Source organism: Micavibrio aeruginosavorus, assembly GCF_051245535.1.
Lineage (GTDB): Bacteria > Pseudomonadota > Alphaproteobacteria > Micavibrionales > Micavibrionaceae > Micavibrio > Micavibrio aeruginosavorus_D.
This window is the reverse complement of sequence record NZ_CP195303.1, coordinates 2044180-2060193: the sequence shown is the minus strand read 5'-3', so window position 1 is coordinate 2060193 and position 16014 is coordinate 2044180. Positions and strand designations below refer to the sequence as shown.

General features: G+C 56.7%; 16 protein-coding genes. 11 read left to right on the top strand and 5 right to left on the bottom strand.

Translation table 11 applies throughout. From position 1 onward, the window contains the following. The first annotated feature begins 18 nt into the window (after window positions 1-18). The 8 genes from ACSC94_RS09980 to ftsH (ACSC94_RS09945) all read left to right on the top strand — a co-directional run bounded on the left by ACSC94_RS09980 (window position 19) and on the right by ftsH (ACSC94_RS09945) (window position 9074). On the top strand, window positions 19-897 hold the full coding sequence (locus ACSC94_RS09980; protein WP_435640690.1) for a pyruvate, water dikinase regulatory protein: 879 nt from the start codon (window positions 19-21) through the stop codon (window positions 895-897). After that, on the top strand, window positions 894-1736 hold the full coding sequence (locus tag ACSC94_RS09975) for a shikimate dehydrogenase (protein ID WP_435640689.1): 843 nt from the start codon (window positions 894-896) through the stop codon (window positions 1734-1736). Before ACSC94_RS09980 ends, ACSC94_RS09975 begins: the two co-directional genes overlap by 4 nt. Beyond that, the gene (gene coaE, locus ACSC94_RS09970; protein WP_435640688.1) at window positions 1733-2356 is read left to right on the top strand and encodes a dephospho-CoA kinase; all 624 of its coding nucleotides are present in this window, start codon (window positions 1733-1735) and stop codon (window positions 2354-2356) included. The genes ACSC94_RS09975 and coaE overlap by 4 nt, the downstream gene beginning before the upstream one ends. Further along, window positions 2340-3053: a glutamine amidotransferase-related protein gene (locus tag ACSC94_RS09965; protein WP_435640687.1), complete on the top strand. Its 714-nt coding sequence runs from the start codon at window positions 2340-2342 to the stop codon at window positions 3051-3053. Before coaE ends, ACSC94_RS09965 begins: the two co-directional genes overlap by 17 nt. 332 nt (window positions 3054-3385) lie before the next feature. Beyond that, complete coding sequence (locus ACSC94_RS09960) at window positions 3386-3901, top strand: hypothetical protein (RefSeq protein ID WP_435640686.1); 516 nt, start codon at window positions 3386-3388, stop codon at window positions 3899-3901. A gap of 87 nt (window positions 3902-3988) precedes the next feature. Continuing rightward, the gene (gene dnaQ / locus ACSC94_RS09955; RefSeq protein WP_435640685.1) at window positions 3989-4693 is read left to right on the top strand and encodes a DNA polymerase III subunit epsilon; all 705 of its coding nucleotides are present in this window, start codon (window positions 3989-3991) and stop codon (window positions 4691-4693) included. 367 nt (window positions 4694-5060) lie between these two features. Further along, window positions 5061-7028 carry an ATP-dependent zinc metalloprotease FtsH gene (gene ftsH, locus ACSC94_RS09950; RefSeq protein WP_435640684.1) on the top strand — a complete coding sequence of 656 codons (1968 nt, stop codon included), beginning with the start codon at window positions 5061-5063 and terminating at the stop codon, window positions 7026-7028. A gap of 84 nt (window positions 7029-7112) precedes the next feature. Then, on the top strand, window positions 7113-9074 hold the full coding sequence (gene ftsH, locus ACSC94_RS09945; RefSeq protein ID WP_435640683.1) for an ATP-dependent zinc metalloprotease FtsH: 1962 nt from the start codon (window positions 7113-7115) through the stop codon (window positions 9072-9074). Window positions 9075-9128: 54 nt separating this feature from the next. On the opposite strand, the gene secB is transcribed toward ftsH (ACSC94_RS09945), so the two are convergent. Continuing rightward, entirely contained in the window at window positions 9129-9638 is a 510-nt protein-coding gene (gene secB / locus ACSC94_RS09940; protein WP_435640682.1) for a protein-export chaperone SecB, read from the bottom strand. A 71-nt stretch (window positions 9639-9709) separates the two neighbouring features. Further along, window positions 9710-10192 (bottom strand): FxsA family protein, encoded by a 483-nt coding sequence (locus tag ACSC94_RS09935; protein WP_435640681.1) that lies wholly within the window; start codon window positions 10190-10192, stop codon window positions 9710-9712. Between the two features lie 150 nt (window positions 10193-10342). Between ACSC94_RS09935 and ACSC94_RS09930 the strand changes: the two genes are divergently transcribed. Genes ACSC94_RS09930 through ACSC94_RS09920 form a run of 3 tightly spaced genes read left to right on the top strand, consistent with a single transcriptional unit; the run spans window position 10343 to window position 13626 of the window. After that, the gene (locus tag ACSC94_RS09930) at window positions 10343-11137 is read left to right on the top strand and encodes a Tim44/TimA family putative adaptor protein (protein ID WP_435640680.1); all 795 of its coding nucleotides are present in this window, start codon (window positions 10343-10345) and stop codon (window positions 11135-11137) included. A gap of 53 nt (window positions 11138-11190) precedes the next feature. After that, window positions 11191-12402: a murein transglycosylase A gene (mltA, locus tag ACSC94_RS09925; RefSeq protein WP_435640679.1), complete on the top strand. Its 1212-nt coding sequence runs from the start codon at window positions 11191-11193 to the stop codon at window positions 12400-12402. 36 nt (window positions 12403-12438) lie between these two features. Further along, entirely contained in the window at window positions 12439-13626 is a 1188-nt protein-coding gene (locus tag ACSC94_RS09920; RefSeq protein WP_435640678.1) for an indoleamine 2,3-dioxygenase, read from the top strand. A gap of 64 nt (window positions 13627-13690) precedes the next feature. Here the strand turns inward: ACSC94_RS09920 and ACSC94_RS09915 are convergent, their stop codons facing one another. From ACSC94_RS09915 to ACSC94_RS09905, 3 genes are all read right to left on the bottom strand, one after another. After that, the gene (locus ACSC94_RS09915; protein ID WP_435640677.1) at window positions 13691-14203 is read right to left on the bottom strand and encodes a hypothetical protein; all 513 of its coding nucleotides are present in this window, start codon (window positions 14201-14203) and stop codon (window positions 13691-13693) included. Continuing rightward, window positions 14193-14627: an SseB family protein gene (locus ACSC94_RS09910; protein ID WP_435640676.1), complete on the bottom strand. Its 435-nt coding sequence runs from the start codon at window positions 14625-14627 to the stop codon at window positions 14193-14195. The genes ACSC94_RS09915 and ACSC94_RS09910 overlap by 11 nt, the downstream gene beginning before the upstream one ends. 82 nt (window positions 14628-14709) lie before the next feature. Continuing rightward, window positions 14710-16011, bottom strand: a complete 1302-nt coding sequence (locus ACSC94_RS09905; protein WP_435640675.1) for an O-antigen ligase family protein — start codon at window positions 16009-16011, stop codon at window positions 14710-14712. Between the last annotated feature and the right edge of the window lie 3 nt (window positions 16012-16014).

The following is a 16014-nucleotide window of genomic DNA, read 5'->3' as shown; positions in this document are numbered from 1 at the left end:
TTCCGTTACCATACCAATATGAAACACCATCGCGCCGATGCGCCGTTTTATGTTCATCTGGTTTCCGACGCCACCGGCACGACGTTGCAGGGGCTGGCGCGCGCCTGCCTGTCCCAGTTTGAAGAGGTTGAGGCGGTGGAGCGGTTCTGGCCGATGGTGCGGACGGATAAGCAGCTCGAACGCGTGATCGCGGAAATTGCTGAAAACCCGGGCCCGGTGTTGTTCACCATGGTGGACAAGCATTTGCGCAAAAATTTGCAACGCGCCGTGCATGATCTGGGCCTGCCCTGCATGCCGGTGCTGGACCCGATCATTAAAGGGTTGTCGTCCTATCTGGGTGTCGCGCCCAAGGGGGTTCCGGGGCTGCAGCATGCTTTGGATGCGGCATATTTCAAACGGATTGATGCGGTGGATTTTGCGTTGTCGTTTGATGACGGGCAAAATCTGGACGGGATCGAGGAGGCGGATGTTATTCTGGTTGGTGTGTCGCGCACATCGAAAACACCGACCTGTATTTTCCTCGCCCGGCGCGGCATTCGCGCGGCGAATATTCCCTTTGTGCCCGATCTGCCCTTCCCTGAAAAAGTGCTGAAATTAAAGGATTCATCGCATGATGGGCCATTGATTGTTGGCCTGACCGAAACGCCGGATCGTCTGGTGGCCCTGCGTCGCAACCGGTTGAAGGCAGAGGACATGAATCCGCATTACACCGAAAACACCTATCTCGATCTTGACCGCGTCGAAGAAGAAATTCGTACCGCGCGCAAATTTTTCTCCGCCCATGGTTGGCCGGTGATTGATGTGACGCGCCGTTCGGTCGAGGAAACATCGTCGGAAATACAAATGCTGCTGCAACGAAAACTGGGCCACAAGGATCAGCCGGAGCTGTTGTCATGACGCGCAAAACAGGGTTGATCGGTCATCCGGTGTCGCATTCTTTATCGCCCGCGATTCATACGCACTGGCTGCAACAATACCGTATTGACGGGGCTTATACCGCTATCGATATCGCACCCGATGATTTGTCGTCCCGCGTGCGCGCGTTGGCGGATGATGGGTATGTCGGGTTCAACGTCACCCTGCCGTACAAGGAAGAAATATCCTTCCTGTGCGATGATCTGGATGATACGGCGCAGGCCGTGGGCGCGGTCAACACCGTGACCATTGACAATCATGGCCGCCTGCACGGGCATAACACCGATGTGGACGGGTTTATCAATCATTTGAAATCATCGGTGCCGGATTTTCATTTGTCCGGAAAACATGCGGTGGTTCTGGGTGCGGGCGGTGCGGCACGCGCGGTTTTATATGCGTTATTGCGCGAAGATTTTGAATGGATCACGTTGATCAACCGCACGCGCGAACGCGCCGTGGCGGTGGCCAATGATCTGGATGATGATGGCCGCGTGTTGATTGTCGATTGGGACAAACGCGGCGGCGCGCTGGCGGATACGGATTTGCTGGTGAACACAACATCACTGGGCATGACCGGGCAAGCGCCATTGGATATGGATGTGGGGGGTTTGTCACCCAATGCGGTGGTCTATGACATTGTGTATCGCCCGCTCATGACACCATTGTTGCAACAGGCGAAGATGCGCGGAAACACAATTGTAACAGGGCTTGGCATGCTGTTGCATCAGGCGCGCCCGGCGTTCGACGCATGGTATGGCGTGATGCCGCATGTGGATGACGAACTGGAATCTTTGGTGATGGAACGGTTGGTGGGGCCATGATTATTCTGGGATTAACCGGGTCCATCGGCATGGGGAAAAGCACGGCGGCGGCAATGTTTACGCGCCTCGGTGTGCCCGTGCATGACAGTGATGCGTCCGTGCATCAATTGCTGGGCCCGAACGGCGCGGCGGTTGCGGCGGTTGCGGCCGCGTTTCCTGGCGTGCTGGATCAACCCAACAATGCCATCGACCGCAAAAAACTGGGTGCGATGATTTTCCCCGACCCCACGAAAAAGGCGGTTTTAGAGGGGATTTTGCACCCGATGGTGCGGCAATCCCAAGCCGATTTCCTGCATAAAAACCGCGCCCTCGGTGTAAAAATTGCGGTGCTGGATATTCCGTTGCTGTATGAAACCGGCGCGGAATCGCGCGTCGATAAAGTCATCGTTGTCACCGCCCCGCCGCATGTGCAACGGCAACGCGTGCTGGCGCGGCCCACCATGACGGTTGATAAATTCAATGCCATTCTGGCCGGACAAATGCCCGATGCGGATAAATGCAAACGCGCCGATTACATCGTCCAGACGGGCCTTGGCCGCGTGCATACCATGCGGAGTTTAAAAACAATCGTGCGTAACCTTCTGCAACAGGGACCATCACCCCATGTCCACCATCCGTAATGCCACAATTTTCCGCCACTCTATGTCCGACGGTGCGGGCACCATTGCCGACGTGCTGGTCGATCGCGGTGCGGATATCACGCTGATCGATACGTTCGATCATGATTTTTCCGGGCTGGATCCGTTAAAGCCCGATTTGCTGGTGGTTTTGGGGGGTGCGTGCGGTATTTATCAACGCGATTTGTACCCGTTTTTGAACCACGAAATTGACGCCGTGCGCGCGCGGATTGATGCGGGCCGCCCCACGCTGGGCATTTGCCTTGGCGCGCAAATGATTGCGGCGGCCTGTGGCGAAGATGTGTACAAGGGCCCACGCGGCGAAGAACTTGGCTGGCACGATCTGGCCCTGACCGATGCGGGAAAAAATTCCGTCGCACGTCATTTTGATCATACGGCAACTCGCGTCATGCAACGTCATGGCGACACATTCAACCTGCCCAAACGCGCCACACGTCTGGCCAGCACGGTGAAGTACGAAAACCAGATTTATGCCATCGAAAACCATGTGCTGGCGTTTCAGTGCCATGTCGAGGTAACGCCCCGCATCATGCACAGCTGGTCCGTCGGCCTTGCTCACCGCGCCGCCAGCGGCGATCTGGACCTCAACGGCCTGCGCGCCGACACCGCCCATTGGTTGCCGAAAATGCAGGCCCAGACGCGGTTGTGCTTGAACGAATGGCTTGATCAATTGTCCTAGTCTGTCATCCCGACAGAGCGCAGCGACGAGGGATCCCCTCTGCATCCAAGTTGAGATGCCCTCACCTTCGTTCGGGATGACATCTGGGGGAGGCTTACTTACCCTGTAAAAACCCCTAATATCCCACCATGTGGGCAATCGTACTGGGTATAGAAACCACGGGCATGGACCCGTTGCAGGGCGACCGGTTGGGGCTGTAACGGTGCATGGGGTGGATATTTCTTCTACACAAGTCGTTGAAAATAAACAATAATAATGCCTTTTATTGACATAATTCTAGCCTTTGGTTATCTTTCCCTCCATTCAAGATTGTTTTGTGAAACAGGAGGCGCATGATGCCAGACGCAGGGAAACCATCGGATAAAAAAGCTCTTTTTAATGGGCTTTCTCTTCTTCGCAATGTTGGGGCCAGCTTAAAAGCAGGATATGCCACCATTGACACGAATGGTCGGACCCTATTGGCCACCGGCGGCGTTTTGATCACGGGAATGATGCCTTTGGCCGAAACAATTGTGCGGCAACCGAGCGGGGCTCTGGTGGTCGGCGGCTCTCTTGCGGTTGGCGCTCTTGCGGGCGGTACGATCTTTGCGGGCACGACAGCCTTAATGAACGGATCAACAGAATTTTCAGATCATCGCACAACGCTTCTGGGGGCTTGCAAACAGGACTTTAAGCTGAAGGCAGCGGGATCTGTGCTGGGGGGTCTGTTGATTGCCGGTGCCGTTGCGATGGAGCAAATGTTGGAACACAACGACGTTACCTGCAAAATTGAACAAGACAGCCTGGTCTGCCAGGCCACTCCTAAAAAAGCCCCATCTCTTTCCGCCCCTGTGTTGAGCGTCCAATAGATGTGATTGAGCCCGGCCCTGTTAGGCCGGGCTTTTCTTCCCCCGGAGCCCTTGCGCAACAGCTTAAAACCTTTCATATTCTGCCCCATGCGTGAAATTGTTCTTGATACCGAAACCACGGGCATGGACCCGTTGCAGGGCGACCGGCTGGTTGAAATTGGCTGTGTCGAGCTGATGAACCATGTGCCGACGGGGCGCACCTATCACCAATATATCAACCCCGAACGCTCTGTCCCGGCTGAGGCTGTGGCGGTGCACGGGTTGAATGATGCGTTTTTAAAGGACAAACCGGTCTTCGCCGAAATCTACACCGAATTTCTGGATTTCATTGGCGATGATGGGAAACTGGTCATTCACAACGCCGAATTCGACGTGAAATTCCTGAACGCGGAATTGGCCAATGTGGGGTTCCCCGGCTACCGGCTGAAGGATGTGACCGACACGCTGAAAATCGCGCGGGAAAAATTTCCCGGCTCTCCCGCCAGCCTCGATGCGTTGTGCCGCCGCTTTGGCGTGGACAATACGGGCCGTGAATTGCACGGCGCGTTGCTGGACGCGGAATTGCTGGCCGAGGTTTATCTGGAACTGTGCGGTGGGCGGCAACATGGTCTGGGTCTGGGGGCCACCGCTGGCGGGGCGCAACAGGGGCGCGGATCGGTTTTATCCGGCATCGAACCGGTGCGCCGCAAGGCCCGCGAAAAACGCGAATTTCCCATCCCGGCGGATGAGGCCGAGGCCCATGAAAAGCTGGTCGCATCCCTGACCGATGCAATCTGGAAGCGGGCCGACTAGGGTGCGCCCTCAATTTTAGTCTTTTGGCCTGCAAACGGTGCTTTTCTGCGCTTCCGCTCCTCAAATACATTTATGTATTCTGCGGGGCGGTTCTCAAAAACCTCCATTTTCGGCGCAAAATCCGTCAATTGAGGACATACCCACCCCCCGAAACTTGGGCTTTCCCCAAGTGGCCACGGCGCAAAGTCTTTGAAATTGCAGGTGAATTTTGACCCCGGCGGGAAATCCTAACCCGCTGAATGCGCACGATTATTTCAAAAAACCATGATTCCCATAACAATCGATTGACAGGTCTCCCGGGGCGGCCTACGAATTTCCCTCTTAAAAAATAAAAACAAAAGAATTGGGACTGGGAGTTTGTTTCGAAATGGCGACGCCACAGAAGAATCCAAGCAATAAGAAAAAATCGACCCTGACGCTGGTTGCGGCCTTTGCCGTTGTCGCGGGGGTTGGGTATTGGGCGTACAGCGATCGCCAGTCCAGCGCGTATGAACGCGAATTTAAAACCTTTGGCATTCCCTATTCCGAATTTATCGATCAGGCGCAGCAGGGGAAAATTTATTCCCTGACCATGAAGGGTCAGCAAGTGCGCGGCGAAACCATCGATAAAAAAATCTTCATCACCCACGTGCCCGAAAGCGCCGATAAATTCATGGACCGCATGATCGATGGCGGCGTGAAGGTCACCAGCCTGCCCGCCGATGTGCCGAAATCGGGTGGCGGCGGCTTTGGTGGCGGCATTATGATGATGCTGTTGATGTCGATTATTCCGGTCGGTCTGTTGATCGGGTTCATGTATTGGATGTCCAAAAAACAACAAGGCGGCGGGGCTGGCGGCTTGACCAACCTGTCCAAATCCAAAGCACGGCTGATCGATGCGAAAGATTGCCACACGCGGTTCAGCGATGTGGCGGGCGTGGATGAAGCCAAGGCCGATCTGGAAGAAATCGTCGATTTCATGAAAAACCCGACACAATACCGCAAGCTGGGCGCGAAAATTCCGCGCGGGGCGTTGTTGGTTGGCCCGCCGGGCACGGGGAAAACCCTGCTGGCCAAGGCCGTTGCGGGTGAGGCGGGCGTATCGTTCTACACCGTATCCGGTTCCGATTTTGATGAATCGTTGGTTGGCGTTGGCGCGGCGCGCGTGAAGGCGATGTTTGATGACGCGAAAAAACATGCCCCCTGCATTATCTTTATCGATGAAATTGATTCCATTGGCCGCAAACGCGGCGGCATGAATGATGATGGTAAAACCATCAACCAGTTGCTGGCGCAAATGGATGGCTTTGAAACCGGCGAGGATATTATCGTTCTGGCCGCGACCAACCGCGTTGATACGCTGGATGACGCGCTGAAACGCCCGGGTCGTTTTGACCGTCAGGTGCATGTGGGCCTGCCGGATCTGGCTGGTCGCGTGCAGATTTTGAAAACCCATATGCGCACCGTCCCGTTGGATACCGATGTGGATGCGTCGGTGATTGCACGCGGCGTTCCCGGTTTTTCCGGGGCTGATCTGGCCGGGCTTGTGAACGAAGCAGCTTTGACGGCGGCGCGCCGTAAAGGCAGCGTTGTGAGCGCGGCCGATTTTGAACAGGCCCGCGACCGCATCATCATGGGGGCGGAACGAAAAGGGCTGGTGATGACGGACGAAGAAAAACGTCTGACCGCCTATCACGAAGCGGGCCATGCGCTGTGCGCCCTGCATTCACCGGGCGCGGACCCGATCCACAAGGCGACGATTATTCCGCGTGGCGGTGCCTTGGGCATGGTCATGCAATTGCCCGAGGGCGATCGCGTATCGCTGAACCGTCAACAGGCGCATGCGCGTTTGATCGTGTGCTTCGGCGGCCGTGTGGCCGAGGAAATGATTTTCGGCCATGAAAAAGTGACCAGCGGCGCATCCGGCGATATTCAGGCCGCGACCGACATGGCCGAACGCATGGTGCAGGATTGGGGTCTGTCCGATAAAGCGGGCACGGTGCGGTATTCCGCGGGCCGCAGTGAACAAATGATGGGTGTTGTCGGACGGTCGAAAAATATGTCCGAGGTTACATCCCTGATGCTGGATCAGGAAATTCGCGAATTGATCGATGGTGGCAAGGTTGGGGCGGAACAAATTCTGACCGATTATCGCGACCAGTTGGAAAACATCGCGCAGGCATTGCTGCAATATGAAACGCTGAGCGGTTCGGAAATTTCCATTGTGGCAAAGGGTGGCACCTTGACCCGTGATCCGGTTGATCCGGCCCCGGATGAGGCGCCGAAAACGAGCAACCCGCGCCATCCAAAACCGCCGCACCCGGCGAACAACAACGATAATATTCGCCCGCTGTAACGGGCGTTGAACAGGAATACAGGATCCGGGCCGTCAGCCCGGGTCTTTGGTTTTACGAGTGACGAAAAAAAGGATTTTTGATCAATGTCGAATATGCTGAGAAACGCGGGTATAGCAGCGCTTTTTGCTGTTGTGGCCTATAACATTATGAACTCAGACGCCAGCGAACAAGCTGCACGCCCGACGGCGGAACACAAGGCCTATACGCAGTTTATCGACATGGCCCGTCGCGGTGATTTTGAAGAAATTCAATTGCGCGGCGCGGATGGTCGCGAAGTGCGCGCGCTGGACAGTAATGGGACATTGATTGTGTCCCGCATTCCCGTGAATGAAAACATTATGGATCGCCTGTATGGCGAACGTGTGGATGTGGTCGACATGTCCGCGCGTGATAAACCGCAGGAAGCCGGCATCTTTTCGCGGCTGTTGTTCACGTTGCTGCCCGTTGCGCTGATGGTCGGGTTTTTGATGTTCATGATGCGTGGCGGCATGAAAGGTCCGGGCGGCGGCGGTGGTGGCGGCGGCGGATTCCTGAGCGGCAAATCCATGGTGAAGAAATTCAACGCCCGCGACTGCGATGTGCGCTTTGACGACGTTGCCGGGATTGATGAGGCGAAGGCCGAATTGATGGAAATGGTCGATTTCCTGAAAAGCCCCGGTAAATATACGCGTTTGGGTGCCAAAATCCCGCGCGGTGCGTTGCTGGTCGGTCCGCCGGGCACGGGGAAAACCCTGATGGCCAAGGCCGTTGCGGGCGAAGCGGGCGTGCCGTTCCTGTCCCAATCGGGGTCTGAATTTGTGGAAATGTTTGTGGGCCGTGGCGCGGCCCGCGTGCGCGAATTGTTTGAAGAAGCGAAAAAATCTGCGCCGTGCATTATTTTCATCGATGAAATCGACGCTGTCGGTCGCCAGCGCGGCGCCGGTGGCGCTGGTGGTGGTCACGATGAACGTGAACAGACACTGAACCAGTTGCTGGTTGAAATGGACGGGTTTGATGGGACCGAAGGGATCATCATTCTGGCCGCAACCAACCGTGCCGATGTGCTGGATGCGGCCCTGAAGCGTCCGGGTCGTTTCGACCGTCAGGTGCATGTGGGGCTGCCCGATCTGTCGGGTCGTGTGCGTATTCTTCAAACGCATTTGCGCAACAAGCCTGTGGCTGATGATGTCAGTGTGTCCGTCATTGCGCGTGGTGTTCCCGGTTTCTCCGGTGCCGATCTGGCCAACCTGGCGAACGAAGCGGCCCTGTGTGCCGCACGGCGCGGGGCTGATGCTATTTCGCAGGCTGATTTTGAATCGGCCGCCGACCGCATCATGATGGGCGCGGAACGCAAAACGATGATTATGAAGGACGAAGAAAAGCGCCTGACCGCTTATCACGAAGCGGGTCACGCTTTGTGCGCTTTGCACGCGCCGGGGGCTGATCCGATCCACAAGGCGACGATCATTCCGCGCGGCGGCGCCTTGGGTATGGTGATGCAGTTGCCCGAGGGCGATCGTGTCTCCCTGACCCGTCAACAGGCACATGCCCGTCTGGCCGTGTGCTATGGCGGCCGCGTTGCCGAAGAAATGATCTTCGGTGCGGACAAGGTGACAACGGGGGCATCGGGTGACATTCAATCTGCCACGGGCATGGCCCGCGCCATGGTCGAGGAATGGGGTCTGTCCGACAAGGCGGGTGCCGTTCTGTACTCCGCCAGCCGTCAGGAACAGGCGATGGGTATCTCGGGCCGTTCGAAAAGCATTTCCGAAGTGACCTCGCTGATGCTGGATCAGGAAATTCGTGAATTGACCGATATGGGCAAGGTGATGGCGGAAGAGATTCTGTTCACCCATCGTGATCAATTGGAGAACATTGCCGAAGCGTTGCTGAAATATGAAACGCTGAGCGGTTCGGAAATTAAAACAGTGGCGAGTGGCGGGACATTGACCCGTGATCCGTCCCAACCCCCGCCGGATGAAACACCGAAAAATCCGGGCGCGTTCGGCGGCACACCCGCCAACGATACCGGCAGCAACGATATGAAGCCGCCGAAGCCGATGTAATAAAAAAGCCCGGATCGATCATCCGGGCTTTTTCTTGTCTTGATCGCGCGGTGTTTACGCGCGCGCCATTTGATCGGCCTTTTGTTGCAGATCGGGGGCGAAGCGTTGGATGTATAATTGCTGGAAATCAATCGGGCCGATCAGCAGCGGTGGGTATCCGGCCTGCTGGCTCAGATCGCCCAGAATTTGGCGTGCGAACGGGAAGATCAAGCGCGGCACTTCGATCAACATCATCGGGTGCATCGTTTCCTGCGCAACTTCCGGGCCGGCGGACACGGCGGCGGCATATTCGATTTCGGCCACGAACAACGTCATATCACCGCGTTTGGACGCGCAACGGATGCGCAAGGACACTTCGTACATTTGCGGGCTGCCCGGCACTTCCGGCATGCCGTTCAATTCCATGTTCACATTGACTTTGATTTCCGGCTTCTCGGCACTCGGGCGCAAAGAATGCGGTGCGTTCGGATTTTCGAACGACACATCCTTCACATATTGCGCATGGATGGTCAGCGGCATCGGGCGCACATCAAGCGGTGCGGATTGGGTGGAGGCATCAGTCATCGTTAAAAATCCTTATGTTTATCCAGTGCGGTCAGATTAAGGGGTCTGGTGGCTGCAATCAACCGGGGCGATTACCCGATTTTCTTGGTGTCATCGTCCGGATCGGTCACGCTGATTTCCTCATACTCCACATCCAAAGCGGTGTAGGACGATTGGGATTGGTCTGGGTTGCGTGCCCGCGCTGTGGTGGCACCGGGGAACCCATGCACCTGCACCCATCCGGCCAAGGATTTGCGCAAAATAACCCGTATGGGTGGGATCAGCAGGGCAAAAGCGATGAAATCGGTGAAAAAACCGGGAATAATCAGCAAAATTCCGGCGATAAACAGGCAAAACCCGTCAAAAATCTGCTGAATGGGCACTTCGCCCAGGCTGTTGGCTTCATTCAGGTTGAAAAATGTCGATAAACCCTGTCTTTGCAGGATCATCACCCCCGCCGTCGCGCTGGCCACGCACAGCAACAGGGTGTTCAGCACCCCGATCTCTCCGCCAATGGCGGCGAAAAGGGCAATTTCAATCAGGGGGATAAGGATAAAAAGGACAAGCAGCACCATGGTGGCCCGGCGGCATCTTTCTCGCGTTTGTCTTGCGTTTGGCGTGAATTACATTAGGTTTTACAGACCGAGGGACGGAAAAGCCAGCCCGATGGCACCGTCCTGTGTTAATATGGTTGAATCCCCTGCAAAATAAAGGATCCCACCCAAGTGACCGCAGATATTCTCCTGTACGCTTTGATCGCCGCCGGTTTGGTATTCTGGCTCCGCAATGTGCTGGGCACGCGCCATGGCGATGAACGCCAGCGCCCGAACCCGTTCGCGCGGCCCGACAATGATGCTGCGGCCCGCAATGGTGCGCGTCCTGATCCGGCACGCTCGGTCGTCACCCCGCTTCACCCGGCTCGCGATGATGCGCCGGTGCAGAATGGGGGCCTGATGCCCGGCATCCTGCCCGGTCTTGATGAACCGCTGCCCGGCGTGGTTCTTCCGATGGGCAAGAATATGAGCGCGGCCAAAGGGGCCGAGGCTGGCCTGCAGGACATCGCCAATGCCGATCATTCCTTTAACGCCACCCATTTCCTTGAAGGCGCACAAGATGCCTTCGTGATGATTGTTGAGGCCTTTGCCGCCAATGATCGGGGCTTGCTGAAAAATCTGCTCGATCCGTCGCTCTATGCGGCCTTTGATGGAGCGATGACGGCGCGTGAAGAGCGTGGCGAAATCGCGCTGACCGAAATTCATGCCATTCGTCGTCTGGAAATTGTCGATGCACGGATTCAGGATAAACGCGCTTTGTTGACCGTACGGTTCGTTGCCGATGAAACCGCAACGATCCAGAACAAGGACGGCGAATATATTTCCGGCAACCCGGACCGGGTGAAGGAAACCATTGATATCTGGACCTTTGGAAAACCGCTGAAATCCCGCGAACCGACCTGGTATCTGGTCGCGACGCGTGAGGAAGACGCGGATAAGAAGGGCATGCCAGAAACGGTTATCTAAACACTGTACGGATAGGGCTTGACGGCCCGCAACGGCTTCTATGGAATGGGCGCATGATGAAAAACATGCGCCCCTTTTCTTTGGTTTTGGTCCTGTCTTTTGCGCTGGCCGCGTGCGGCACCGGGCCGGATGAACCCTCCCGCTTTGCGCCCGAAGATGCGAAGCTGGTTTTGCGCGCCGCGGATACATCCGTGCTGCCGGGCTGGAATGAGGATGATGTGGCGCAGGTTCTGCCCGCCTTGCAAAAATCCTGCGCGCGCATTTTAAAGGCCGCGCCGGATAAAGCCTTTGGCGCGGATGTTCGTTTCGGCACCATGGCTGATTGGCAAATGCCGTGTAACGCGCTGGCGCAAACACCGCCCGCTGATGTGCGCGCTTTTATGAACCAATGGTTCAATGTGTATGCGGCGTCCGCAGAAGGACACGAAACAGGCCTGTTTACGGGCTATTACGAAGCCTCCCTCAACGGGTCACGCACGCGGCATGGCTCCTATCAAACACCGTTGCGTGTGCGCCCCACCGATCTGGTGATGGTCGATCTGGGGCAATTCCGCGACAGTTTGAAGGGCCAGCGTATTGCGGGCCGCGTGGTGGATGGGAATTTGAAACCGTTTGAATCGCGCGATCAGATTGAGGCCCAAACACCAACACTGAAAGATGATGATGCGACCGTGCTGGCGTGGGTGGATAATCCGGTTGATGCGTTCTTCCTGCAAATTCAGGGCTCGGGCCGCGTGCAGATGGATGATGGGTCGGTGTTGCAGGTGGGGTATGCGGCGCAGAACGGCCACCCTTATACCGCCATCGGACGTGAGTTGATTAAACGCGGTGCCATGGCCAAGGAAGAGGTGTCGATGCAATCGATCCGCGCCTGGCTGGAAGCGCATCCGGATCAGGCGGATGAATTGATGAACGTCAATGCGTCCTATGTCTATTTCCAGTTGATCGAGGGCGAAGGGCCGCTGGGCGGTGAAAACATTGCATTGACGGCGGGCCGTTCCTTGGCAATTGACCGCAGCAAGATACCCTATGGCGTGCCGTTGTGGCTGGATGCGGGCGGGCCCGGGTCGGATACCGACAAAACCGTGCCATCCATTCGCCGTTTGATGATGGCACAGGATACTGGTGGGGCCATTCGCGGCGCGGTGCGCGGTGATGTGTATTTCGGTTTCGGCGATGCGGCAGAGCACAATGCCGGGCTGATGAAATCGGATGGCCGCTACTGGTTTTTCATTCCAAAATCGGTCAAATTTGACCCGCAATAATTTAGAAAAGATTTTTTACAGGAAGGATAGTCTTCAATGCTGAAACTCTCTGATTACGACATTACGCCCGATCGCGGTTTTCTGGCCCCCTATGAAATGGATGAGGTCACGCTGCCATCCGATTTCAATGCGATCCTGATTTCCGGTAAACATTTGTCCGACTTGATGCTGACGGGGCGCGTGCGTCATTTCCTGAACGCGCTGCCGGAAATTGATATGGCCGCGCATATCGGGCATTTGAACGATGCGCAGTTGCGCCGTTTGATGGTGCATTATTCCTTTATCGTGCAGGGTTATGTCTGGGGCGAGAAAGAAGCGGCCCACACGCTGCCGCGCAATCTGGCGGTGCCGTATTGCATTCTGGCGGACAAAATCGGGCAATTTCCGTTGTTGCCCTATTCGTCTTATACGCTCGATAACTGGGCGAAGCTGGACCCGCGCGGTGATGTCGCGCTCGACAATATCTATGTCATTCAAAACTTCTATGATGGGCTGGATGAAAACTGGTTCATTCTGGTGCATGTCGAAATCGAAGCCAAAGCGGGCGCGGCGCTGGCCGCTATTCCGGGCTTGCTCGATGCGCTGGCCGCGAAAGACAGCGCCGGTGTGACCGCGGGCCTGAAAACCATTCTGGCCGCATGGGAAAAGATCAATCCGGTGTTTGACCGTATGCCGGAAGGGTGTGACCCGTATATCTATTACCACCGCGTTCGCCCCTATATTCACGGGTGGAAGGGCAACCCCGCTTTGCCGGAGGGTTTGATTTACGACGGTGTGGCGAAATATGCTGGGAAACCGCAGCCCTTCCGGGGCCAGACAGGATCACAAAGCTCGATCGTGCCGACCATGGATGCGTTGCTGGGCATCGCGCATGAAAATGATCCGCTGCGCGAATATCTGGACGAATTGCACCAATACCGCCCGCCGCGTCACCGCAAATTTATCGAAGATGTGGCAAAAAATTCCAACCTGCGCGATTTCGTGACGGCATCGGGGTCGGCGGAGTTGGTCGGGTTGTACAATGATATCGTCAATCATGTGCAGGCGTTCCGCACGCGCCATCTGGAATATGCGGCCAGCTATATCAACAAACAGGCCCGCGATTCCGAAGGCAATCCAGTGGATATTGGTACCGGCGGCACGCCCTTTATGAAGTATCTGAAGAAGCACCGCGATGAAAGCGGCCTGCATCTGCTGCCACTGCCGCCCGCCAAATCGGCGTGAGGTGCGTTTTGAAGAATAAAAAAATCCCCGGGTCATCTCCGGGGATTTTTTTTATGAAACTTTTTTATTTCATCCGGAATTGATGCAACCGGAATGAAACTTCGCGGCATCGCCGATCGTTGCTCATGCACAAAATCGATCCGGCCAGCAATTCATAATGGGCCAGATCCGGGGCCAGGCGGCTGGCTTCGGCCACATCGCTGATCGCATTGGCGCATTCGATAAAGGCGCTTTTCATGGCGTCGGCGGGGTATGTGCCCTGCTCGGCGGCGGTTGAGGCGGCGCAGCTATTTTTGACCAATTCAACGAACTGGGTCTGCCCCTCGCGGTCCAGTGTTTCCATGTAATTGGAAACCATGACGCGATTGGATTCAGACAATGTGCGCAGGCACCCATTGCTGGTCCACAAGGTGGATTTTGCGGAACAATCCTGCGCCACCATTTTGGTGTAGTGCATGGCGGTTTCGCTGACATCCGTGCCGCTTTGTGGCTTTTTAATCGCCTGTGCGGCGGCGGGCAGTGCACTGACCGCAACACAAAACAAAGCCAGCAGGATGATGTGTGCTTTATTCTTCATCGTCGTCGCCTTCGCTGTCATCAATCAGCGCGTTCAGCAATTCCTGAATTTCATCCGCTTCCAGCGTCAGGGAAATATCGCTTTCCGGGTTGATGGTGATGGCTGCGTCATCAACAGCGGCCAACAGGTCGCGCATGACGAAAGACAGATACGGAACCGGGTCGCCTTCGGTCGCTTCTTCCAGCAAGGCTTCGCTGGTGAACACGGGGATGAAGGAGGCATCGTCATCGGTCTGCCAGACATGCAGTTCCAGTTCCGGGCCATCTTCGGTTTCGCCGGTGACGGCACCGGGTACGAAAACGGTTGAATCAACCAGCGCATCATAAAACGCCATTGTCGCGCTTTCATCCAGCGCGGCCAGCATCATCAATTCTTCCAGCGGGACGGCGTTGTCGTTTGCGTTATCGGAGTCAGGGGTGCTCATAGCCGGGGCCTTAAAATGTTGAAATGTGTACGAAAAACCTCACCCCCCGACACGGGCGGGTGGGGCCTCACTCCCCATCATATCACGCCGTGGGGCTGAGCCAAGCGGGACGGTTGAAGGGCAGTGGAAAACGAACCGGGGCAGGCCGGATTTTCAGGGTCAGCGCAGTCAGGGCCGCCATCAGGACGCACACGCCCAGCCACCAGCCTTGCCACAACCCATAGCCGGTCAATCCGACCGAACAGGCCGCCAGAAAAACGGCCAGAACCAGCCGCCGATTGGCGGGCGTAAGTGCGTCGATGCGGCGGAACAAGGCGGCCACCGCCGCCATGGTCAGGGCCGCGCCCAGCGCCCCGAATTCAATCCAGATCTGCAACACGCCATTATGGGGGTGCATGATCGTGCTGGCGGGTTCATAAATTTTGGCGTTGTCAAAATCGGTGATGACCCGGCTGGCCTCGATCCCGAACCCGGTCAGGGGGTTTTGCAGGGCGTAACGGCTGACGAAATCCCAGATTTCCATGCGCTCCAGCGGGTTGGCGGAACTGTCCAAAAACATGGGCTCCAGCGCCGTGGCCAGATGACGGAACATCGCAATCGCCAGAAACGGCCCCGTCGCAATCCCGGCCAGCAGGACCCATTTCAAAACCCGGCGCGGCCAGATCGACACAACAGGGAAAGCGGCCAGCACGGCAATGCCGATGATGAAGGCCAGCAAGGCGGTCTGGCTGTCGCTGGTGTCGATGGCGGCAAAGCCCAGCCCGATGATGGCGGCGGCCATGCCCCACCCCAGAATGCCCGGCCACAGGCGCAGCGCCATAACCATGGCGGGCAGGCTGCACAAGGTCAGGGCCATACAGGCGCGGTTGGTTTCATAGGTGCCAATGATGACGTCGGCAGCAATGTCATGGGTCAGACGGTAGAGGGGTTGGCCGGTATAATAATCACCAATGATCACGGCCCATCCGGCCATCACCGCCAGCGGAATGATTTTCGCGATGCGGTTCAGCGTGTCCCGATCCGCGCCCCGGCAGAATCCTAACATCACCGCACCGGGGATCAGCACCATGGCGATCTTGCCGGCCCGCGCGCCCGCTTCCGCCGGATCAAGGGCCCAGAGTGTGCTGCACGCGGCAAGCGCGACGATGGCGCCCGTGCAAATCAACGCTGCCGGATAAAGTGGCGGCACCGCGCGGTTCCATCCCGCCCAGAGCAGCGCGGGCGCAAGGCCCAGCACCAGCGGCATGGCGGAGAGTGTCCGCGGCAGCAATGAAGCGGTGAGCAGGACCAGCGCCAGCGCCACCAGCAGGATAATGGTCTGGCGTTGCGATAAAGGGGCCGCTTGGCCCGCCGGAAATGATTTTAAAAAAGACGGTATCATCATGGC